Origin of the sequence: Spongiibacter marinus, assembly GCF_016906995.1 — a bacterium.
Classification (GTDB): Bacteria; Pseudomonadota; Gammaproteobacteria; order Pseudomonadales; family Spongiibacteraceae; genus Spongiibacter; species Spongiibacter marinus.
In genome coordinates, this window is the sequence record NZ_JAFBBD010000005.1 from 83,133 (window position 1) to 103,862 (window position 20,730).

Here is a 20,730-nt window from a genome sequence, read left to right on the forward strand (position 1 = left end):
TATTAATTCCCAATGCGAAGGCTGAGTGTAAGGCCTGTGCAGGGTAATTGCGACCGTCGTACACTGTAATACTGCTGACATGTATAACAACTAAGCTCGCGCGCGACGTTGTGTTTTATTGAAGGGTAAGGGTTGCTGATATGGCGGAGTCGAACACCGATAAAGCGTGGATAGCCAAGGAGCTGAGCTGGCTGTCGTTTAATGATCGCGTGTTGCAGGAAGCGGCCGATCCGTCAGTGCCGATTATTCAGCGCATTCGCTACCTCGGTATTTTTTCCAACAACCTGGATGAGTTCTTTCGTGTTCGTGTCGCCGATGTGCGTCGTCTGGCCGCGTTCTCCACGCCCTCTAAACAAGAAGAATACAAGCAATTGTTGGAAGAGATTCGCCAGAAGGTGTTGAAGCTGCAACATCGCTTTGAGTCGACCTACAACGCCAACCTTAAAGAGCTGCGCCGCCGCAAGATTTACGTTATCAACGAGAAGCAGCTCGACGATTCTCAGATTGAGTATGTGCGCAATTATTTCCATGCCCACATTCAGCAAGAGTTGGTGCCGATCGTTTTGGACGAAGCCAACCCAATGCCGGAGTTGAATGACGCGTCGATCTATTTGGCGATTAAGCTGAGCTATCAGGGGCAGACGCGCTTTGCCTTGCTTGAAGTGCCCACCACGCGGATCGAGCGCTTTGTGCGTATTCCCGGGCGCAACGGTAAAAAAGGCAAGGTGCTAATTGCCCTGGAGAATATGATTCGCGTGTGCCTGCCGCAGGTTTTTCGTGGCGTGTTCCCGCTGGACTCGGCAGAGGCCTATACCATTAAGCTAACGCGCGATGCGGAGCTGGAGCTTGGTGAGGAAGTGACGCAAACCTTTGTGGAAAAAATGACGCAAAGTTTGAAGCGTCGTCGCAAAGGTGATCCGGTGCGTTTTGTTTACGATGCGCAAATGCCTAATGACTTGTTGGAGTATCTTGTGCGCCGCCTGGGGCTGGGTCGTTTGGACTCCATGATTCCCGGCGGGCGGTACCACAACTCCAAAGATTTTATGCGCTTTCCCAATCTGGGGCCGGCCTACCTCGACAGCAAGTCGCTGCCGAAAATTCGCGTGCCCGAGATTGATGCGGCGGACAATATTCTCAGCTGCATGCGCGAACGCGATCTTCTGCTGTTCTATCCGTATCACAGCTTTGACTACCTGACCGATTTGCTGAAAACCGCCGCCATCGACCCAGCGGTTAAGTCTATTCGCATCAGTTTGTACCGGGTTGCCTCCAACTCACATGTTGTGGACGCGCTGCTCAATGCGGTGGCCAACCACAAGGAAGTTACGGTGGTGGTTGAATTGCAGGCGCGTTTTGATGAAGAGGCGAATATTGCCCTGTCGCAGCGCCTGACCGATGGTGGTGTTAACGTCATTTTGGGTGTGCCGGGCTTGAAGGTGCACAGCAAGTTGATCTCTATTAGCCGCCAGGAAGGCAGCGTTCAGAAATACTACAGCCACGTGGGAACCGGTAACTTCAACGAGAAGACCGCCGAGGTATATACCGACTTCAGCCTGCTTACCTACGACCAAGCCATTGGTGATGAGGTGGCGAAGGTCTTTGATTTTATTGCCTACACCTACAAACGGCACAACTTCCAGCACCTTGCAGTTTCGCCGCTGAATAGCCGTGATAGGGTGATTGAAAATGTTCAGGCAGAGATCGATGCGGCCAAGCGCGGCGACGAGTGCGGCATAACGCTTAAGTGCAATAATCTGGTTGATCGGGAGCTGGTCGACAAGCTGTATGAGGCGAGCCAGGCCGGTGTGCCGATACGCCTGATTGTGCGGGGTATGTGCTCCTTGGTGCCGGGCGTGAAGGGCTTGAGTGAAAATATAGAAGCCATCAGTATTGTCGATGGCTTTTTGGAGCACCCTCGGGTGTATATATTCCGCAATAGCGGCAAGCCTCGTTACTTTATTTCATCGGCGGACTTAATGACGCGCAATATCGACTTCCGCGTTGAGGTCACTTGCCCGATATACAGCCCCGAGCTTCAGCAGCGCATTCAGAGCATTATCGATATTCAGTGGGCGGATAATGTAAAGGCGAGGCTGATTGATCCCAGCCAGACTAACGCCTTTCGCCCGCGCAAGAAGAGTGCGCCGAAGGTGCGCTCTCAGTTGCAGATTCATAGCTATCTGGAATCGGGCAAGTTACCGCGTCTGGCCAAGCTGGACTATAAGGCGCGCAATAAGAGCAAAAAAACCAAGAAGAAGCGCGGCTAAGCCTCAGGCTTTAATAATAAGCAATTCGCCACTCTGCTTTTTGGGGTGGCTCACTTCCCAGTCGATCAGTTCGGCGCCAAATGCCTTTTCGCATTTGCGTGCGAGCTTGTGGAAAGGTGGCCTGCCGGGGTCGGCGATGATAATAGTTTTCACGCCAGCTGCGAGAGCCGTTTCAATGGCATTGAAAAGCGGCTGTACCAGCTTCGGCCAAAAGCAAATATCGCCGCCTAACACCATTTTTTGGCCCTTCATATCGTTGGCGGTGAGTTCTTCATAGCGAGCTACGCGCTGGGTGATGCTGACATCATTGAGCAGGGCGTGGGCGTCCAGGTAGGGGAAGACGTGCTCGTCGGCGTCGATGGCGGTCACTTTAGACTTGAACTGCTGCGCGCAGAAAATTCCCAGTATTCCCCAGCCGCAGCCGATTTCCATCACTTTACTGCCGCGGCGGGGAGGGTGTTGCAGCAGGTAGTCCATGATCAAAAACGATGAGCCCCACACCTGGTAGCCGTGAATCTCTGGCTGGGCCAATGCGCGCTGCATACGGCGAATAAGCTTGTGGCTTTTCTTGAGGATGAGAACATCGTGAACGATGCGAATATTCTTGAGAACTTCTGGCTCGCTCATGCGGCAATGGCTTCCTGGTGCAGCGGCTTAGCGCAGCTGTTTGGGGCGTATTAGGTCTTGCAGCTTGGCGCTGTCGGGGCGCAGTTGGTCCCAGTACTCAACGTTGATTTCCAGCTCGACAAAGGTGCAGGTGCCGAGCTGATCCAGTTCGCCGTCGTAGAGGTAATTCACTAAGTCGAGCAGCGCTGGGTTGTGGCCGATAATCAGGGCGTTGTCGTACTGGTTGCCCAGCTCTTTGAGCCAGGTGAGCAGCTGCTGCATGTCGAAGGTGTAGAGGTCTTCAGTGGTATGTATCTCGGCGTGGTCGAAAACATCCGATTCGGTGCGGAAGCGCTGAAGGGTTTCCTGGCAGCGATTGGCAGAGCTGCAAAATACCTGCGGGAACTTTTTATGGTTGCGCTCTAATTGGTGAGCGACCAAGCCGCAGTCTCGTTTCCCGCGGCGGGTCAGCGGGCGTTCGGCATCGTTGAGCTGGTCGTCATCCCAGCTGGATTTGGCATGCCTTAACAAGTAGAGAGTTTTCATCGGCTCGGGCGTGTGTCACTCACGAATTGTGTTGGCGCAGTATGCGCTGTTTCTGGCGGTCCCAGTCGCGATTCTTTTCAGTTTCGCGCTTGTCGTGATCTTTCTTACCCTTGGCCAGGGCGATCTCCGCCTTTATCAAATGCTTTTTCCAGTACAGGGCGGTACACACACAGGTGTAGCCCTTTTGCTGGGTCGCTTCCTCCAGTCTGCGCAGTTCTCTGCTGTGAAGCAATAGCTTGCGGGTGCGGCCGGGGTCGGTCACAAAATGAGTGGAGGCACTGAGTAGTGGGGTGATATTGCCGCCGAGCAGAAACGCTTCACCGTCTTTTAGCAGCACATAGGTGTCGGTGATCTGCACCTTGCCCTGGCGCAGACTTTTCACTTCCCAGCCTTGCAGCGACAAGCCCGCCTCAAATTTTTCTGTGAGGTGGTAGTCGTGCTTCGCCTTCTTATTCAGGGCGATTGTGCTGCTGGTGTTCTTGGGTTTCTTTTTGCTCATGGCGGCGATTATAGAGTGACTCGCTGGCAAAACCTATGGCGCTCAGGTAAAAATAGCGCTGCTTTGATGACTTTCGCCGGCGGTTTATGGCCCTCAAGAAGAATAAAGTTCAGGGTATCTGGTCAAGTCGCTGGACATTTCTAGCGGCGGCGACCGGCCTTGTTGTGAGTTTGGGTAACTTTTGGAAGGCTCCCCAACAGCTCGCCGCTAATGGTGGCGCGGTATACCTAGTGGCTTACCTCGTCTTCTTGTTGCTGGTGGTGTTGCCGGTGGCTATCGCTGAAGTGCGTATCGCCGTGCGCGCCCGCGCCAATCCCATTCACGCGGTGGACCAAATCGCCCATTTCTCCGGCGCGTTTCGCCACTGGTCGCTGGTTACCCAGCTGGCGGCACTAACGGCGCTGTTGCTGGCGGCAAACCTGGGGGTTGTTGCCAGCTGGCTGCTGACCTACATAATGAAAATGTCGTCGGGGGTAATGGAGGCGGCGAGCCTCGATACCATTGCTGGCGAATTCCAGCGGCTGCTGACCAGCCCTGAGGAAACGCGCGGCGCGCACGGCTTTTTTGTGGTGCTGGCGGTATTGCTGTCGTCGATCAGCGTAAACCGTGGCATGGCCATGGTGTTGCGCATTCTGTTGCCGGTGCTGTTGCTGGTCATGCTCAGCTTGCTGTACTTCAGTTATGAGCTGGGTGATTACGGCGCAGCGTGGCGCGCGTTGTTTGATTTCCGCCCGGGAGACTTTTCCTGGCAGGCGCTGCTGTCTGCGCTGCAGCAGGCATTTTATGCCCTCGGTTTAGGCACGGCGGCACTCATGGCTTATGGGGCGTATTTCCCGTCCGGGCGCTCCATTACCCGCCAGTTGTTGGCCTTGGCTGTTATCGACACCTTGGCGATGCTGCTCGGCGGGTTGATCTTAATCGCCCTGGTCAGTGACCAGCATATTGTGGCGGGCCAGGGGCCGGCGCTGCTCTTTATTAGCCTGCCTTACAGCTTTGGCAACTTGGCCTTTGGTGATATTGCCGGTACCGGCTTGTATGTGTTGTTGAGCATTTTGGTGCTGACGACGGTTGTCGCGCTATTTGAGCCCGTGGTGGCCTATTTGGTTGAGCGCTGGGCGTTGCCGCGCTGGGTGGCGGCGGTTGCGGTGGGTTTGTCGGTGTTCGCGGTGGGTGAGGTTTCCCTGGCATCGCTGCAGGTGGCGTCACCGCTGCAGTGGTTCTCGCGAACGGCAATGGAGTGGCTGGATATCGCGGTCGCGAATATTCTGCTGCCGATGTGCGCGCTGTGTTTTGTGCTATTTGCGGCGTGGCGGGTACCCAAGAATGTGTACGGTGGCCGGGATCACTGGCTGGAGCAGGGCTTTTTTTGGCTTTGGTTGCGTATGTTGCGGTATATTGCGCCGCCAGCGCTGCTTTGCCTGCTTTCAATAGGCTTGTATCAGCGCTTACAGCTATAACCCAGTACCGGAAGCCCTCCGCATGAACGATATTCGCCGCAGCGCGCTATTGCCATACTCAGCAGAATTGATATATCAGCTTATTAACGATGTTGAAGCTTATCCGCAGTATATGGATGGCTGCGTTGGCGCTGAGGTGCTGCTGGCGGATGAGTCGATGATGGAGGCGAGGCTGGATTTGTCGCGAGCGGGGATCAAAATGAGCTTTAGCACGCGAAATCAGCTTACGCCGCCGCGCCGCATTGTGCTGGAGCTGCTCGACGGCCCCTTTGAAAAGCTGCGCGGCGAATGGGAGCTATTGGCGCTGGGTGACAAAGCCTGCAAGGTGAGCCTGCATCTGCGATTTGCGTTGAGCAATGCGCTGGCGGGTGCGGCGACGCGTCAATTATTTAATTCTGTGGCCAATAATTTGGTCGATGCCCTGGTTAAACGTGCGAAAGAGCAATATGGATAACAATCAAACAGTACATGTTGAAGTCGCCTATGCACTCGCGGATAAGCAGCGCATTGTGGCGTTAGAGTTGCCCGCTGGGTCGACAGTTCGCGATGCGGTAATGCAGTCGGGGCTGGACAGCCAGTTTCCCGAGCTGGATTTGTCCAGTGCGGATGTGGGGATTTTTGGCAAGGTGGTGAGCAAGCCTGATGCGCAGGCGCTCAACGACGGCGAGCGCGTGGAGATCTACCGGCCGCTGATCGCCGACCCGAAAGAGGTTCGCAAACAGCGGGCGGCTAAAGCCAAGGCTCGCAAGCAGGCTTGACCTGCTTATTCGCTAGCGGCTTGGGCGTCGGCCTCGGCGCTGCTGCTGCTAATTTTCCCCTCGGCTGAGGGTTTAACGTCGGTAACAATGCGCACCAGTTTGTCGCCTTGGAAGTACGCGCTGAGCTGGTGGCGCTCGGCGGGCTTGCCTTCTTTATTCAACGTGTACACATAATCCCAGCGGTCGGGGCTGAAGCTGTCGCGAATCAGCGGCGTGCCCATAACGTATTCAACCTGGCTGCGGCTCATGCCGATTTCAAGCTGATCTACCATTTCCTGGGTGATGATGTTGCCCTGATCGATGGGCAGGCGGTAAACGCCGGGAAACTCCAGAGAGCTGCAGGCGCCAAGCAAAATTACCAGGCTGGCGGTAGCAATACGCAAAAACATAGTCAGGGTTCCAATCACTCGCAGAGGCAGGGATAATAGCGCAAACCTAAACACAACGCTAAGGTCAGTGGTTTATGTCAAGCGAAAATCAAGAGCTCCGCAAAGCTGGGCTTAAAGTCACCCTACCTCGGGTAAAAATTCTACAACTGCTTGAGCAGGCCGAAGCTGAAAATCAGCACTTCAGTGCGGAAGATGTCTACCGTTCGCTGATGGAGTCTGGTGAAGATGTGGGCCTGGCGACCGTTTACCGTGTTCTCACTCAGTTTGAGGCCGCCGGCTTGGTGGTGCGCCACAACTTTGAGGCCGGGCATTCCGTTTTCGAATTGGCCAAGGGCGAGCACCACGACCATATCGTGTGTATGGAGAGTGGTGAGGTAATTGAGTTTTACGATGACGTGATCGAGGAGCGCCAACATAAACTGGTGGAAGAGCGCGGCTTTGAACTCGTCGATCACAGCTTGGTGTTATACGTTCGTCCCAAGAAGTAACGCTTATCTTGCGGGCGGCGCTGCCGCCCGCGTTCAGTGGCGTATGCCGAGCATTTCTCTGGCGTGTGCCAAGGTGTTCTCGGTTATCGCTATCCCGCCCAGCATTCGGGCAATTTCCTCGATTTTTTGATCTTCTGCCAGCGGCTCCAGCTCGGTTCGCAAGGCCGTCTTGTTGCCGGTTTTCTTAACGCGAATATGGTGGTCGCCCTGGCTGGCCACCTGTGCCTGGTGGGTGACGCACAGCACTTGGCTGCGTTTGCCCAGGTCGTTGAGTAGCTGGCCGACAATTTCTGCGGTCGCCCCGCCAATGCCCACGTCCACCTCGTCGAAGACGATTGTCGGGACGGCGGCAACCTGAGCGGTGACGACTTGTATGGCCAGGCTGATACGCGACAATTCGCCGCCCGAGGCAATTTTATGCAGCGGGCCCATCGCGGCGTTGGGGTTGCTGCGAATGCGAATTTCGATGTCTTCGGCGCCGTGGCTGTGCGGCTCATCGTCAGCAAGAGGAATAATGGCAAACTCCACTTCGCAGTGTTTCATTGCCAGTTCGCCCAGTTTGCCCTCAATGCGTTTTTTCATTTTTAACGCGGCGGCGCTGCGCAGCTTGCTCAGCTTCTTGGCTTTGCTCTGGTAGTTGCTGAGCGCCTGCTGTTGCTCCTGGCGCATGGCATCGAGCTTTTCATCGGTTGCGTCGAGCTGCTCGAGCTGGTGTTGCAGCGATTGTTGCAGCTCGGGAAGTTCTTCGGGTTGAATCTTGTGTTTGCGCGCGGTTTGGTAGATGGCGTCAAGCCGTTGTTCAACGTCTTGCAGGCGCTGGGGGTCCAGTTCCGTTTCGTCGGTGACGCGCTGCAGTTCGCTGGCGGCCTCTTCGATCTGAATGCGCGCGCTCTCAATCAGACTGATGGCGGCTTCTTGCGCTGGGTGGCCGTGCTGGCAGCCGCTCAGTGACGAGAGCGCTTGATGCAAAATACCCATCGCGTTGACTTCGCCTTCGCGGCACAGTGCCAGGCTGTGGTGGTTGGCGGCCAGAATTTGCTCGGCATTGGCGAGCTGCTTTTGTTGGATCTCCAGTTCTTCAATTTCGCCGGGCTGAATATCGAGGCGCTCTAGTTCGTCGAGTTGGTAGCGCAGCAGTTGTTCCTGGGCGTTTTGCTCATCGAGGTGGCTTTCGAGTTCGTTGAGGCGCTTGCTAATGCGCTGATAGCGCAGGCAGTCTTCCCCGAGTGAACTGCACAGTTCGCTGGCGCCGGCAAAGGCGTCGAGCAGCTGTCGTTGATAGGGCTTTTTAAGCAGGGACTGATGGGCGTGCTGGCTGTGAATATCAATAAGCAGGCCGCCGAGCTCTTTGGTGTCGTTTACGGTGGCGGGCTGGCCGTTGATATAGGCGCGCGACCGACCCTCTTTGGTGATTACTCGTCGCAGTCGGCATTCGTTGCCCGCTAGCAGTTCTCGCTCCTGCAGCCATTGGCGGGCCAGGGGAATATCGCTGATATCGAATTCGGCGTGGATGTCGGCGCGCTCGGCGCCCGCCCGCACGACGCCGCTGTCTGCGCGGTCGCCCAGTGTCAGGCCGAGTGCGTCGAGCATAATCGATTTGCCGGCGCCGGTCTCGCCTGTTAATACCGTCATTCCCGGCTGTAGCTCGATTTCCAGGGCTTGGGTGATGGCGAAATTGCTGACGCTTAAATGAACCAGCATGGTGGCGGCTCCAAAATGAAGATGTATGGTTATTTATACAGTAGTTGGCTGTGCCCGCTCAAGCCCTGGTTGCGTTCCGGGAATTAAAAATACCGGCGGCCTTGAAAAAACAGGCAGAGCCCCCATACACGGGGAAGCTCACCCTCGGGGTGCGGAAGTTATTGGGCGGCTGGGCCGTCCGGCGAAATGAAGGAGGCTGCTAAGGTGGCAGAGGAACAAGATAAAACAGCCGCGGCTGAAGAGCTGGCAGCGGAGCAGGCAGAATCGGTTGAGCAGGTTGCTGAAGAGCAGGGCGCCGATGCGGGAGATGATCTTCAGGCGCAGCTGGACGCCGCGCGTGAAGAGGCGGCCAATGCCAAAGAGCAGGCGTTGCGCGCTGTAGCAGAGGCGCAGAACGTGCGTCGCCGCGCCGAGAAAGACGCCGAGAACGCGCGCAAGTTTGCGCTGGAGAAGTTCGCCGGGGATATGTTGAGCGTGGCGGACAATCTGGATCGCGCGCTTGCGGCTGCCGATACCGAAGACGAGGCGCTGAAGCCGATTCTTGAAGGTGTGGAGTTGACGCGCAAATCATTGCTGGATGCGCTGGCGCGCCACAATGTTGAACAGATCGATCCAACCGGTCAGCCATTTGACCCGGAATTCCACGAGGCGATGGCGATGGTGCCTAACCCGAGTGCGGAGCCGAACTCGGTGATTGATGTGATGCAAAAGGGCTACACCCTGAACGGGCGCCTGCTGCGTGCGGCGATGGTTGTGGTCGCGAAGGCGGAGTAACTGCCAAATATTCACACCTGAGATGTTGATGGCCGGCTTGAAATTGAGAAAAACGGACCAATATCTACAGCAAGAACAGAGTTTAACGGGGCCTGGGTGCCTCGCGCAGTAAACAGCGAATGCGGAGAAAAGTTATGGGTAAAATTATTGGTATCGACCTTGGCACCACCAACTCCTGTGTGGCGGTAATGGATGGCGACAAGGTAAAGGTTATTGAGAATGCCGAGGGTGGTCGCACCACGCCTTCTATTGTTGCTTACACTGACGACAATGAAATTCTGGTTGGTCAGAGCGCCAAACGTCAGGCGGTGACGAACCCGGACAACACCCTGTATGCGGTTAAGCGCCTGATCGGTCGCCGCTTTGAGGACGATGTTGTTCAAAAAGACATCAAGATGGTGCCTTACACCATCAGCAAAGCCGACAACGGCGATGCCTGGGTTGAAGTAAAGGGTGAAAAGCTGGCACCCCCGCAGATCTCTGCGGAAGTACTGAAGAAAATGAAGAAAACCGCTGAAGACTACCTGGGTGAAAAAATCACCGAGGCGGTTATCACGGTTCCTGCTTACTTCAACGACTCTCAGCGTCAGGCGACTAAAGATGCCGGCCGTATCGCTGGTCTGGAAGTGAAGCGGATTATCAACGAGCCGACGGCGGCTGCACTGGCCTACGGTATGGACAAGGCCAAGGGCGATCGCACCGTAGCCGTGTACGACCTAGGTGGTGGTACCTTCGATATCTCGATCATCGAAATTGCCGAGGTGGATGGCGAGCATCAATTCGAAGTGCTGGCGACCAACGGTGACACCTTCCTGGGTGGTGAGGATTTTGACCTGCGCCTGATTGATTACCTGGCGGAAGAGTTCAAGAAAGAAAACGGTATTGACCTGAAAGGTGACTCGCTGGCAGTTCAGCGCCTGAAAGAAGCGGCTGAAAAAGCGAAGATCGAATTGTCATCCAGTCAGCAAACCGAGGTTAATCTGCCTTACATCACGGCAGATGCCACCGGTCCTAAGCACTTGGTTGTTAAATTGAGCCGTGCCAAGTTGGAGTCGCTGGTTGAGGATTTGGTGAAGCGTTCGCTGGAGCCAATGAAAACGGCGCTGCAAGATGCCGGTTTGTCTGCCTCTGAGGTTGACGAAGTGATTCTGGTTGGTGGTCAGACGCGTATGCCGCTGGTGCAGTCTAAAGTGACTGAATTCTTCGGCAAAGAGCCGCGTCGTGACGTGAACCCGGATGAGGCCGTTGCGATGGGTGCTGCCCTGCAAGGTGCGGTACTGTCGGGTGATGTAAAAGATGTACTGCTGCTCGACGTCACCCCGCTGAGCCTGGGTATTGAAACCATGGGTGGTGTGGCAACACCGCTGATCGAGAAGAACACGACTATCCCAACGAAGAAGTCGCAGGTGTTCTCGACCGCGGAAGACAACCAGACTGCTGTAACCATTCACGTGGTTCAGGGTGAGCGTAAGCAGGCGTCGGCGAACAAGTCACTCGGCCGTTTCGACCTTGCAGACATTCCGCCGGCACCGCGCGGCCTGCCGCAGATCGAAGTGACCTTCGACATCGATGCCAACGGTATTTTGCATGTATCGGCCAAAGACAAGGCAACTGGCAAGGAGCAGTCTATTCGCATCACTGCTTCCAGCGGCCTGAACGAGGACGAGATCGAGCAAATGGTGCGCGATGCCGAGGCGAATGCCGAAGCTGATAAGAAATTTGAGGCGCTGGTCACTGCGCGCAACAACGCCGAAGGTCTGGCTAACGCGACTCGCAAAACGCTGGAAGAAGCTGGCGATAAGGCGAGTGACGAAGAGAAGTCAGCCATTGAAGCAGCGCTGGTGAAGGTTGACGAGGCCGTTAAAGGCGACGACGTCGAGGCTATCGAAGCGGCTGCCAAAGAGCTTAGCGAAGCCTCTGCTGGCCTGGCGCAAAAGATGTACGCCGAGCAAGCGGCAGAAGCGGAAGCGGCGGGCGGTGAGCAGCCTGAAGCCTCAGCGGCCGGCGACGACGTTGTCGATGCGGAGTTTGAAGAAGTCAAAGACGACGACAAGAAGTAAGCGGCGGGCGGGGCTCTGCCCCGCGTTGCTGGCGTGAACGGGAGAAGGGAGGCGCTAAAACCTTAGGGTTTTGCAGGGCGTTTGGCCCGCTCCCGTTTCGCGTGTGATGAGAGATTGAATTTTTACTGGGCTTGCGGGGTTTGTCTGCGCCCAACACAGCGTGAAGCGAGACGATGTCAAAACGCGATTACTACGAAATACTGGGCGTGTCCCGAGATTCGGACGAGAAGGAAATTAAAAAAGCCTATCGCCGTATCGCCATGAAGAATCACCCGGACCGCAACCCGGATGACCCCAAGGCGGAAGATATTTTCAAAGAGGCGACAGAGGCCTACGAGGTGCTGTCGGATTCTGAGAAACGCTCAGCGTATGACCGCTTTGGTCACGACGCGGTAGGTGGCGGTGCCGGAGGTTTCGGTGGCGGCGCAGGTGGCGCTGGCTTCAGCGACATCTTTGGCGATGTTTTTGGCGATATCTTTGGCGGCGGTGGCGGGGGGCGTCAGCGTGGCCCGCAGCGCGGCGCGGATCTGCGCTACACGCTTGAGATCGATCTTGAGCAAGCGGTGCGCGGAACAACGGCGAAAATCCGTATTCCGACTCTGGTGTCGTGTAAAACCTGTGACGGTAGCGGTGCCAAGAAAGGCTCGACGCCGCTTACCTGCGGAACCTGTAATGGCGTGGGTCAGGTGCGCATGCAGCAGGGCTTCTTTGCTGTGCAGCAAACCTGCCCCAATTGCCGGGGTAGCGGGACGATTATTTCCGACCCGTGTAATGACTGCCATGGCCAGGGTCGGGTAGAGGAAACCAAGACGCTGTCGGTGAAAGTGCCGCCCGGCGTTGATACTGGCGACCGCATTCGCCTGAGTGGCGAGGGCGAGGCTAGCCCCGACGGCGGCCCCGCTGGCGATTTGTATGTGCAAATGTCGGTGCGCCCGCACCCCATTTTCAAGCGCGATGGCAAGCACCTTCACTGCGAAGTGCCCATTGGTTTTGCCGACGCGGCGCTCGGTGGCGAGCTGGACGTGCCCACCCTTGATGGCCGAGTAAAACTGAAGATTCCCGCCGAGACGCAAACGGGTAAGTCTTTCCGCCTGCGCGGCAAGGGGATTACGCCGGTTCGTGGTGGCAGCACTGGTGACTTGATCTGTAAGGTGGTTGTTGAAACGCCGGTATCGCTGAGCAAGCGCCAAAAGGAGCTGCTGCAAGAGTTTCAGTCAACGCTGGATGGCGATGACAAGCAGTCGCCGCGCAAGAAAAGCTGGTTTGACGGCGTTAAAGACTTCTTTGACGACATGAAGCTGTAAATAGTTGAGGGGAGGGTTGCCTCCCCTCGACTTGCCTCACATTTTTCTCCATCCTGAGACCCTGGTATCCGGGTTGGACGACACACTATGGAAAAAACCCTTAATCGCTTTGTTGCTGAGTCGCTTTGGTCGCCGGAGGTTGCCAATTACAGCCCTTGGCGGCGCCGGTGCGTGCATATCTTGCGCTACGTGTATGTGGTGCTGGATGACCTGGCCAAAGGCGAGCTCACGCTGCGGGCGATGAGTTTGGTGTATACCACGCTGCTTTCTCTGGTGCCGATGCTGGCGGTGAGCTTTTCTGTGTTGAAGGCCTTTGGCATGCACAACAAGCAGCTTGAGCCGATCATGCTGCAGTTCCTGGCGCCGATGGGTGAGCAGGGTGTGGAGATCACTCAAAAGATCATTGGCTTTATCGACAATGTGAAGATCGGCGTGCTGGGAACCTTCGGTATTGCGCTGCTGTTTTACACCGCGATCTCGCTGATTCAAAAGATTGAGGGAACGTTTAACTATATCTGGCGCCTGGAGCAGCACCGCAGTATTGGTCGACGCTTTGCCGACTATGGCAGTGTCATGCTGATTGGCCCTTTGTTGGTATTTTCGGCGATCGGTCTGTCGGCCAGTGTATTGAGTGGCCGCGCGGTGCAGGAGGCGAGTGAATACCTGCCCTTTGTGACCCACGTGGTATCACTGCTCACCACGGCGGCGCCGTACATCATGATTATCGCCGCGTTTACCTTCTTTTATATGTTTATTCCCAACACGCGAGTGACATTCCGCGCGGGCGCGATGGCGGGGTTGGTGTCGGGGGTGTTGTTCCAGAGTCTGGGCTGGGGCTTTGGTAGCGTGGTGGTGTCGGCGAGCGACAGCGGTACCTACGCGATCTACTCCGGCTTTGCGATATTGATCCTGTTTATGATGTGGATGTACATCAGTTGGTTGATCCTGCTGGTGGGCAGCAGTGTTGCTTTTTATGTGCAACATCCCGAATATGTCGTCCCTTCCAAGCGCAGCGGCGATATGAGTATTCGCCAGCAGGAAGATTTGGCGTTAAATATTATGGCGGTGCTGGCGCAGCGCTATTATGAAGGGCGTCGGCCGATGTCGGCCTCGGACTATGTGCTGCGGTTGCGGGTGCAGATTCAGGGCGTCACGCGGGTGCTTCGCGCATTGACCCGGGCTGGCCTTATCACTGAAAACAGCGATGATCCGCCGCGCTACCTGCCCAATGCGCCCCTGGAAAAAGTGCGCCTGCAAGAAGTGCTGGAGGCGGTGCGCAATGAGGGGGGCGAGGGTTTCGTCTCCGCTGCGCGACCGCGCAGAGCGGTTACCGGGGTAGAGGCAGTGCGCAAGAATATTGATGATGCGGTGTCGTCGGTACTGGCCGAGACAAGTGTAAAAGATATGGCTTTGGCAGAGGCGTCGCCAGAGTTAGAAGAATCAAGTAATCAACTGGGTAAATCATGACTGTAAAAATTGCTGTGACGGGCGCTGCGGGGCGCATGGGTAAAACCTTGATAGAGGCGATAAGCGTGGCCGAGGGCTGCGAGCTGAGTGCCGCATTGGAGCGCCCGGAAAGCAGCTTGATTGGTGCCGACGCCGGTGAGCTGGCGGGCTTGGGTAAGTGCGGCGTGCTGGTGGGCGCTGATATTGCTGCAGTTGTTGACGATTTTGATGTGCTGATCGACTTCACCGCGCCACTGGCTACCCTGGCTAATGCCGAGGTGTGTGCAAAGGCAGGCAAGGGCATGGTGATTGGCACAACCGGCTTTGATGCTGGGCAAAAAGCCGAGTTAGAGCGCCTTATTGCGCCGATAGCGGTGTGCCAGGCTTCCAATTTTAGTACCGGGGTGAACCTCTGTTTCAAGCTATTGGATATGGCGGCCCGCGTGCTGGGTGACGATGTTGATATCGAGGTGTATGAGGCTCATCACCGCCACAAAGTTGATGCACCCTCCGGTACCGCGCTGAGCATGGGGCAGGTGGTTGCTGATGCCCTGGGTCGCGACCTTGATAAGGTCGCTGTATATGGCCGGGAGGGGCAAACCGGGGCTCGCGAGCGCGAAACCATTGGCTTTGCCACGGTGCGTGCCGGCGATATTGTTGGCGATCACACGGTGATGTTTTGCGCCGAGGGCGAGCGCGTTGAAATTACGCACAAGGCCAGCTCCAGAATGTCATTCGCGCGCGGTGCCGTGCGGGCGGCGGCTTGGCTGAAGGCGCAGACCGCCGGCCGCTACGATATGCAGGATGTGCTCGGCCTGAAAGCGGATTAAATCGATGGCAAAGCTAGAGTTTGCGGTGCCCGAGGCCTTCCCGTTCAGCACCGATATTGCTTTGTTGCGCAGCCATATTAACGCCGGCAATCACCTGGGTAACGATGCCTTGGTGAGTTTGCTTAACGAGGCGCGCGGGCGCTTCCTGGCAAGCCGCGGCGTTCGCGAGGGTGGCCGTGACGATGGCCTGGGTATGGTGAATGCAGATATGGCGGTGCGCTACTTAAGCGAGGCGCATTACGGTGAGGTATTGCGCTTTGATGTTGCCGCCAGCGACTTTCATCGCTGCGGTTTTGATATCGCCTACCGAGTCAGCGATGTGAGCTCCGGCCGCGCGGTGGCGGTGGCGAAAACGGCCCATCTGGTGGTTTCTCCCGAGCTGGGGCGTGCTGTCGATGCGCCCGCGGAGATGGTCGCGGCTCTCAAAGGGTAATAGTTACACCGTGAGCGTGTCGGTCGCGGTGGATTCTGCTGCCAACTTCGCGTAAAATTTCTTTTCAGATTTGGGCGCCGGGTTTAATCACCCGAGACCCCGTAAAAAAGCGAGATGGGGATTCACCGCATCTCGCTTTTTTGCACGCGTATTTTCCTCTGTGGTTCCCTGGTTATCGTTCCGACGGCTGTCGGCGGTGACTCTCGGCCGCAAGTCTGATCCAGGAGGTTATCTTGACGGTTACAGCCATACTCGCCCTAGAAGACGGCAGTATTTTTCGGGGTGTTGCAATCGGTGCGCACGGGCACTCGGTTGGGGAGGTGGTGTTCAATACCGCCATGACGGGTTATCAGGAGATTCTCACCGATCCCTCCTACGCGCGTCAGATCGTGACGCTGACCTATCCCCATATCGGCAATACCGGCGTTAACTCAGAAGACGAAGAAGCTGCAGAAATTTGGTCTGCGGGCTTGGTTATTCGCGATTTGCCCATGTTGGCGAGCAGTTTCCGCAGCGAGCAAAGCCTGTCTGACTATCTGCGCGCGCGCAATATAGTCGGCATCGCCGAGATAGATACCCGCCGCCTGACGCGTATTCTGCGCGACAAGGGTGCTCAGGGTGGCTGTCTGCTGGCCGGTGATGACCTCGGCGCGGAAGATGAAGCCAAAGCACTGGAATTGGCAAAGGGCTTTGCAGGCCTGAAAGGCATGGATCTGGCGAAAGAAGTGACCACTGCCGAGCGCTATGAGTGGCGCGAAAGCACATGGCAGCTGGGCGAGGGGCATAAAGTCCTGGGCGATGACGACTTGCCTCACCATGTTGTTGCCTATGACTTCGGCGTAAAGCGCAACATTTTGCGTATGCTGGCCGACCGCGGCTGTCGCCTCACCGTGGTGCCTGCAACCACGCCAGCAGCTGATGTACTGGCGATGAATCCCGATGGGGTCTTCCTGTCCAATGGCCCGGGCGATCCAGAGCCCTGTGACTACGCCATCGCGGCGATCAAAGACATTCTCGACGCCGACTTGCCGGTCTTCGGAATTTGCCTGGGGCACCAGCTGTTATCGTTGGCATCAGGTGCAAAGACCATGAAGATGAAGTTTGGCCACCACGGCGCCAACCATCCGGTTCAGGACTTAAAAACCAAGGTGGTACACATCACCAGTCAGAACCACGGCTTTGCCGTTGATGAAGACAGCTTGCCGGCGACCATGACGGTGACCCACAAGTCGCTGTTTGATGGCTCCTTGCAGGGGGTTGAGCGCAATGACAAACCTGCGTTTGGCTTTCAGGGACACCCAGAAGCTAGCCCGGGGCCGCATGATATTGCGCCCTTGTTTGACCACTTTATTGAGTTAATCCAGGCCAAGAAGGCCGGTTGAGACTATCGGATTGCGTCCTGCGCAACCGGGGGCGGCAGTAGCCGTTCTCGCTGAGCGTAAAGCGGAGACAACATGCCCAAAAGAACCGACATAGAATCCATTTTGATCCTGGGTGCCGGCCCGATTGTCATCGGCCAGGCCTGTGAGTTTGACTACTCCGGTGCGCAAGCCTGTAAGGCGCTGCGCGAAGAGGGTTATCGCGTTATTCTGGTGAACTCCAACCCGGCCACCATCATGACCGACCCGGCAATGGCTGATGCCACCTACATTGAGCCGATTGCCTGGCAGACTGTTGAAAAAATCATCGAGAAAGAGCGCCCCGATGTACTGCTGCCAACAATGGGTGGGCAGACAGCGTTGAACTGTGCGCTGGACCTGGATCGCGAAGGCGTACTGGAGAAGTACGGCGTAGAGATGATCGGCGCCAAGAAAGACGCCATCGACATGGCCGAAGATCGCCAGTTGTTCGATCAAGCGATGAAGCGTATCGGCCTGGAAACGCCGCGCTCTGCGATTGCACACAGCATGGAGGAGGCACTGCAAGTTCTCGACTCCATCGGTTTTCCGGCGATTATTCGTCCGTCGTTCACAATGGGCGGCAGCGGCGGTGGTATTGCCTATAACAAAGAAGAGTACGTGGAGATTTGTACCCGCGGCTTGGATTTGTCACCCACCAACGAGCTGTTGATCGATGAGAGCCTGATCGGCTGGAAAGAGTTTGAAATGGAGGTGGTGCGTGATCGCAATGACAACTGCATCATCATTTGTGCCATCGAAAACTTCGACCCGATGGGTGTGCACACCGGTGACTCGATTACCGTTGCCCCCGCGCAAACGCTGACGGATAAAGAATATCAAATCATGCGAAATGCCTCTTGCGCGGTGCTGCGTGAGATTGGTGTTGAAACGGGCGGTTCGAACGTCCAGTTTGGTATGAACCCGAAAGACGGCCGCCTGGTGGTGATTGAGATGAACCCGCGGGTGTCTCGTTCATCGGCATTGGCCTCGAAGGCCACTGGCTTCCCAATTGCTAAAGTCGCTGCCAAGTTGGCGGTGGGTTACACCCTCGATGAGCTGCAAAACGACATTACCGGCGGCGCAACGCCTGCGTCATTTGAGCCGAGCATCGACTATGTCGTGACCAAGATTCCGCGCTTTACCTTTGAAAAGTTCGGCGAAGCACAGACCAAGCTGCATACGCAGATGAAGTCGGTCGGAGAGGTGATGGCGATTGGCCGCACCTTCCAGGAGTCCGTGCAAAAGGCACTGCGTGGTCTGGAAGTAGGCTCTGCCGGCTTTGAGCACAAGATTGATGTTGATCGCGACGATGCTCGCGATGTGTTGATTGCCGAGCTGACCAACCCTGGCCCTGAGCGCATTTGGTATGTGGCCGATGCTTTCCGTGCTGGCATGTCGGTGGAAGAGGTGTACGAGCACTCGTGGATCGACCCCTGGTTCCTGGTGCAGATCGAAGACATTGTTAAGTCTGAAAACGCCCTGAAGAAGGTGGCGCTGTCGGATATTGACGAAGCGCTTATGCGTCGCCTCAAGCGCAAAGGTTTCAGCGATCAGCGCTTGTCCGTGCTGCTGGCAGTGAGCGAGCGGCAATTGCGCGCCCGCCGTCACGCATTGGGCGTATTGCCGGTGTACAAGCGGGTGGATACCTGTGCGGCAGAGTTCGCTACGTCTACGGCGTATATGTACTCAACCTACGAGGAAGAGTGCGAAGCCCAGCCAAGCGAGCGCGAAAAAATTCTGGTTATCGGTGGCGGTCCAAACCGCATCGGTCAGGGCATCGAATTTGACTATTGCTGCGTGCACGCGGCATTAGCCATGCGCGAAGACGGTTACGAAACCATTATGGTGAACTGTAACCCCGAGACGGTTTCTACCGACTACGATATTTCCGACCGCCTGTATTTCGAGCCAGTAACGCTTGAAGATGTGCTGGAGATTGTGGCGAAAGAAAAGCCCAAGGGCGTGATCGTGCAATTTGGTGGGCAGACGCCACTTAAGCTGGCCCGCGACCTCGAAGCTGCCGGTGTGCCGATTATTGGTACCAGCCCTGAGGCGATTGACCGCGCTGAAGACCGTGAGCGCTTCCAGCAAATGATTGAGCGCCTGAATCTCAAGCAGCCGCCCAACACCACAGTGCGCTCTGAAGAGGCGGCATTGGCCGCTGCGCAGAAAATTGGCTATCCATTGGTTGTTCGCCCATCGTATGTATTGGGTGGTCGCGCCATGGAGATCGTTTACAAAGAGGAAGAACTGGAGCGCTACATGCGCGAAGCGGTGAAGGTGTCCAACGAGTCGCCGGTACTGCTGGACCACTTCCTTAATGCGGCAGTAGAGGTCGACCTCGATGCCGTGTCAGACGGCAAGCAGGTGGTGATTGGCGCCATTATGCAGCACATCGAGCAGGCGGGTGTTCACTCGGGTGACTCGGCGTGTTCGCTGCCGCCATATTCGCTCGATGCCGAAACGCAGGACAAAATGCGCGAAATGGTCAAGCGCATGGCCCTGGAGCTTGGCGTTGTCGGACTGATGAACGTGCAGCTGGCAGTACAGGATGGCGAGATCTACGTGATCGAGGTCAACCCGCGCGCTTCGCGTACCGTGCCCTTCGTCTCCAAGTGTATTGGTCTGTCTTTGGCCAAGGTGGCCGCGCGCTGTATGGCGGGTACCAGCCTTGCTGAGCAAAACTTTACCGCCGAGCGCGTGCCCGATTACTACTCGGTGAAAGAGGCGGTTTTCCCCTTCAATAAATTCCCCGGTGTCGACCCGATTCTCGGGCCCGAAATGAAGTCGACGGGCGAGGTTATGGGCTTGGGCGAAAGCTTCGCAGAGGCCTTCTCTAAGGCGGCTCGCGGTGCTGGCGAGGTCTTCCCAACCGAAGGTCGTGCCTTTATCTCGGTGCGTGACCCAGATAAGGCGGGCGCTGTTGCGGTAGCGAAGCAGTTGCTGGAGTTGGGCTTTGAGCTGTGCGCGACTCGCGGAACGCACAAAGTCCTGGCCGACGCGGGCCTGGCTTGCCAGCGCGTGAACAAGGTGATGGAAGGGCGTCCGCATATTGTCGATATGGTCAAAAATGGCGATATTGATCTGATTATCAATACCACTGAAGGTAAGCAGGCGATTGCCGATTCATCGCTGATTCGCCGCTCTGCTCTGCAGAATAAGGTGAGCTACACCACAACGCTGGCGGGGGCGGAAGCCATTTGCCAGGCGCTGGTATTCGGCGCTGAGCGTACGGTGCGTCGCCTGCAGGATGTGCATGAGGAGTTGGTAAAATGAGTCAGCAAACCCCGATGACGGTGGCCGGTGAACAGGCGTTGCGCGATGAGCTTAAGCGCCTGAAAACGGTTGATCGTCCTCGCATTACTCAGGCGATTGCCGAGGCCCGTGAGCACGGCGACTTGAAAGAAAACGCCGAATACCATGCTGCGCGTGAGCAGCAGGGTTTTTGTGAAGGTCGTATTCAGGAAATTGAAGGCAAGCTATCCAATGTGCGGGTGATTGATATCACCACAATTCCCTGTACCGGCAAGGTGATTTTCGGCACCACTGTGTCGCTGATCAATTGCGATACCGACGAAGAAGTAACCTACCGCATTGTTGGTGAGGATGAGGCCGACGTGAAGGCGGGTAAGATCTCTGTCACGTCGCCGATTGCGCGCGCCTTGATCGGTAAGGAAGAGGGTGATGTGGCGGTAGTTGCTGCCCCCGGTGGCGACATCGAATACGAAATCGACCAGGTGCAACACCTCGCAGAGTAGCGCCGCACAGCGCG

At 56.4% G+C, this 20,730-nt stretch carries 19 protein-coding genes; 14 read left to right on the forward strand and 5 right to left on the reverse strand.

Features of this window, described 5'->3' with window-relative positions; genetic code table 11:
* Positions 1-140: 140 nt before the first annotated feature.
* Positions 141-2,267 carry a polyphosphate kinase 1 gene (ppk1, locus tag HNR64_RS08785; protein ID WP_204996134.1) on the forward strand — a complete coding sequence of 709 codons (2,127 nt, stop codon included), beginning with the start codon at positions 141-143 and terminating at the stop codon, positions 2,265-2,267.
* Positions 2,268-2,270: 3 nt separating this feature from the next.
* Here the strand turns inward: ppk1 and HNR64_RS08790 are convergent, their stop codons facing one another.
* From HNR64_RS08790 to smpB, 3 genes are read right to left on the reverse strand one after another with little or no spacing between them, the layout of a single operon-like run.
* Positions 2,271-2,894, reverse strand: a complete 624-nt coding sequence (locus HNR64_RS08790; RefSeq protein ID WP_036256392.1) for a class I SAM-dependent methyltransferase — start codon at positions 2,892-2,894, stop codon at positions 2,271-2,273.
* A gap of 27 nt (positions 2,895-2,921) precedes the next feature.
* Positions 2,922-3,419 carry a SixA phosphatase family protein gene (locus HNR64_RS08795; RefSeq protein ID WP_027874174.1) on the reverse strand — a complete coding sequence of 166 codons (498 nt, stop codon included), beginning with the start codon at positions 3,417-3,419 and terminating at the stop codon, positions 2,922-2,924.
* Positions 3,420-3,438: 19 nt separating this feature from the next.
* Complete coding sequence (smpB, locus tag HNR64_RS08800; protein ID WP_204996135.1) at positions 3,439-3,918, reverse strand: SsrA-binding protein SmpB; 480 nt, start codon at positions 3,916-3,918, stop codon at positions 3,439-3,441.
* Positions 3,919-4,004: 86 nt separating this feature from the next.
* Between smpB and HNR64_RS08805 the strand changes: the two genes are divergently transcribed.
* Genes HNR64_RS08805 through HNR64_RS08815 form a run of 3 tightly spaced genes read left to right on the forward strand, consistent with a single transcriptional unit; the run spans position 4,005 to position 6,133 of the window.
* A complete protein-coding gene (locus HNR64_RS08805; RefSeq protein WP_204996136.1) occupies positions 4,005-5,375 on the forward strand; it encodes an SLC5/6 family protein in 1,371 nt (456 codons plus the stop codon).
* Positions 5,376-5,397: 22 nt separating this feature from the next.
* Positions 5,398-5,829, forward strand: coding sequence for a type II toxin-antitoxin system RatA family toxin (locus tag HNR64_RS08810; RefSeq protein ID WP_027874171.1), 432 nt, complete (start codon positions 5,398-5,400; stop codon positions 5,827-5,829).
* On the forward strand, positions 5,822-6,133 hold the full coding sequence (locus HNR64_RS08815) for an RnfH family protein (protein WP_204996137.1): 312 nt from the start codon (positions 5,822-5,824) through the stop codon (positions 6,131-6,133). The genes HNR64_RS08810 and HNR64_RS08815 overlap by 8 nt, the downstream gene beginning before the upstream one ends.
* 5 nt (positions 6,134-6,138) lie before the next feature.
* Here HNR64_RS08815 and HNR64_RS08820 read toward each other — a convergent pair whose 3' ends face one another.
* The gene (locus HNR64_RS08820) at positions 6,139-6,522 is read right to left on the reverse strand and encodes an outer membrane protein assembly factor BamE (RefSeq protein ID WP_239547741.1); all 384 of its coding nucleotides are present in this window, start codon (positions 6,520-6,522) and stop codon (positions 6,139-6,141) included.
* Positions 6,523-6,596: 74 nt separating this feature from the next.
* Here HNR64_RS08820 and fur point away from each other — a divergent pair, with 74 nt between their 5' ends.
* Positions 6,597-7,010, forward strand: coding sequence for a ferric iron uptake transcriptional regulator (fur, locus tag HNR64_RS08825; RefSeq protein ID WP_027874169.1), 414 nt, complete (start codon positions 6,597-6,599; stop codon positions 7,008-7,010).
* Between the two features lie 33 nt (positions 7,011-7,043).
* Here the strand turns inward: fur and recN are convergent, their stop codons facing one another.
* Positions 7,044-8,711 (reverse strand): DNA repair protein RecN, encoded by a 1,668-nt coding sequence (recN, locus tag HNR64_RS08830; protein WP_204996138.1) that lies wholly within the window; start codon positions 8,709-8,711, stop codon positions 7,044-7,046.
* 204 nt (positions 8,712-8,915) lie between these two features.
* Here recN and grpE point away from each other — a divergent pair, with 204 nt between their 5' ends.
* The 9 genes from grpE to greA all read left to right on the forward strand — a co-directional run bounded on the left by grpE (position 8,916) and on the right by greA (position 20,716).
* Positions 8,916-9,485: a nucleotide exchange factor GrpE gene (gene grpE / locus HNR64_RS08835; protein WP_286836828.1), complete on the forward strand. Its 570-nt coding sequence runs from the start codon at positions 8,916-8,918 to the stop codon at positions 9,483-9,485.
* Positions 9,486-9,619: 134 nt separating this feature from the next.
* The gene (dnaK, locus tag HNR64_RS08840; protein ID WP_204996140.1) at positions 9,620-11,545 is read left to right on the forward strand and encodes a molecular chaperone DnaK; all 1,926 of its coding nucleotides are present in this window, start codon (positions 9,620-9,622) and stop codon (positions 11,543-11,545) included.
* Between the two features lie 173 nt (positions 11,546-11,718).
* Positions 11,719-12,849, forward strand: coding sequence for a molecular chaperone DnaJ (dnaJ, locus tag HNR64_RS08845; RefSeq protein WP_027874165.1), 1,131 nt, complete (start codon positions 11,719-11,721; stop codon positions 12,847-12,849).
* An 87-nt stretch (positions 12,850-12,936) separates the two neighbouring features.
* Complete coding sequence (locus HNR64_RS08850) at positions 12,937-14,316, forward strand: YhjD/YihY/BrkB family envelope integrity protein (RefSeq protein WP_204996141.1); 1,380 nt, start codon at positions 12,937-12,939, stop codon at positions 14,314-14,316.
* Positions 14,313-15,125 carry a 4-hydroxy-tetrahydrodipicolinate reductase gene (gene dapB / locus HNR64_RS08855; protein ID WP_204996142.1) on the forward strand — a complete coding sequence of 271 codons (813 nt, stop codon included), beginning with the start codon at positions 14,313-14,315 and terminating at the stop codon, positions 15,123-15,125. Before HNR64_RS08850 ends, dapB begins: the two co-directional genes overlap by 4 nt.
* Before the next feature lie 4 nt (positions 15,126-15,129).
* A complete protein-coding gene (locus HNR64_RS08860) occupies positions 15,130-15,558 on the forward strand; it encodes an acyl-CoA thioesterase (RefSeq protein ID WP_204996144.1) in 429 nt (142 codons plus the stop codon).
* 233 nt (positions 15,559-15,791) lie between these two features.
* Positions 15,792-16,940 (forward strand): glutamine-hydrolyzing carbamoyl-phosphate synthase small subunit, encoded by a 1,149-nt coding sequence (carA, locus tag HNR64_RS08865; protein WP_204996145.1) that lies wholly within the window; start codon positions 15,792-15,794, stop codon positions 16,938-16,940.
* Positions 16,941-17,012: 72 nt separating this feature from the next.
* Positions 17,013-20,234 (forward strand): carbamoyl-phosphate synthase large subunit, encoded by a 3,222-nt coding sequence (gene carB, locus HNR64_RS08870; protein ID WP_204996146.1) that lies wholly within the window; start codon positions 17,013-17,015, stop codon positions 20,232-20,234.
* Complete coding sequence (gene greA / locus HNR64_RS08875; RefSeq protein WP_204996147.1) at positions 20,231-20,716, forward strand: transcription elongation factor GreA; 486 nt, start codon at positions 20,231-20,233, stop codon at positions 20,714-20,716. Before carB ends, greA begins: the two co-directional genes overlap by 4 nt.
* The last annotated feature ends 14 nt before the right edge of the window (positions 20,717-20,730 follow it).

What these genes read in the sequence shown, in the direction of transcription:
- ppk1 (WP_204996134.1), top strand. Translation starts at nt 141, where the DNA reads ATGGCGGAGTCGAACACCGATAAAGCGTGGATAGCCAAGGAGCTGAGC.
- HNR64_RS08790 (WP_036256392.1), bottom strand. Translation starts at nt 2,894, where the DNA reads ATGAGCGAGCCAGAAGTTCTCAAGAATATTCGCATCGTTCACGATGTT.
- HNR64_RS08795 (WP_027874174.1), bottom strand. Translation starts at nt 3,419, where the DNA reads ATGAAAACTCTCTACTTGTTAAGGCATGCCAAATCCAGCTGGGATGAC.
- smpB (WP_204996135.1), bottom strand. Translation starts at nt 3,918, where the DNA reads ATGAGCAAAAAGAAACCCAAGAACACCAGCAGCACAATCGCCCTGAAT.
- HNR64_RS08805 (WP_204996136.1), top strand. Translation starts at nt 4,005, where the DNA reads ATGGCCCTCAAGAAGAATAAAGTTCAGGGTATCTGGTCAAGTCGCTGG.
- HNR64_RS08810 (WP_027874171.1), top strand. Translation starts at nt 5,398, where the DNA reads ATGAACGATATTCGCCGCAGCGCGCTATTGCCATACTCAGCAGAATTG.
- HNR64_RS08815 (WP_204996137.1), top strand. Translation starts at nt 5,822, where the DNA reads ATGGATAACAATCAAACAGTACATGTTGAAGTCGCCTATGCACTCGCG.
- HNR64_RS08820 (WP_239547741.1), bottom strand. Translation starts at nt 6,522, where the DNA reads ATGTTTTTGCGTATTGCTACCGCCAGCCTGGTAATTTTGCTTGGCGCC.
- fur (WP_027874169.1), top strand. Translation starts at nt 6,597, where the DNA reads ATGTCAAGCGAAAATCAAGAGCTCCGCAAAGCTGGGCTTAAAGTCACC.
- recN (WP_204996138.1), bottom strand. Translation starts at nt 8,711, where the DNA reads ATGCTGGTTCATTTAAGCGTCAGCAATTTCGCCATCACCCAAGCCCTG.
- dnaK (WP_204996140.1), top strand. Translation starts at nt 9,620, where the DNA reads ATGGGTAAAATTATTGGTATCGACCTTGGCACCACCAACTCCTGTGTG.
- dnaJ (WP_027874165.1), top strand. Translation starts at nt 11,719, where the DNA reads ATGTCAAAACGCGATTACTACGAAATACTGGGCGTGTCCCGAGATTCG.
- HNR64_RS08850 (WP_204996141.1), top strand. Translation starts at nt 12,937, where the DNA reads ATGGAAAAAACCCTTAATCGCTTTGTTGCTGAGTCGCTTTGGTCGCCG.
- dapB (WP_204996142.1), top strand. Translation starts at nt 14,313, where the DNA reads ATGACTGTAAAAATTGCTGTGACGGGCGCTGCGGGGCGCATGGGTAAA.
- HNR64_RS08860 (WP_204996144.1), top strand. Translation starts at nt 15,130, where the DNA reads ATGGCAAAGCTAGAGTTTGCGGTGCCCGAGGCCTTCCCGTTCAGCACC.
- carB (WP_204996146.1), top strand. Translation starts at nt 17,013, where the DNA reads ATGCCCAAAAGAACCGACATAGAATCCATTTTGATCCTGGGTGCCGGC.
- greA (WP_204996147.1), top strand. Translation starts at nt 20,231, where the DNA reads ATGAGTCAGCAAACCCCGATGACGGTGGCCGGTGAACAGGCGTTGCGC.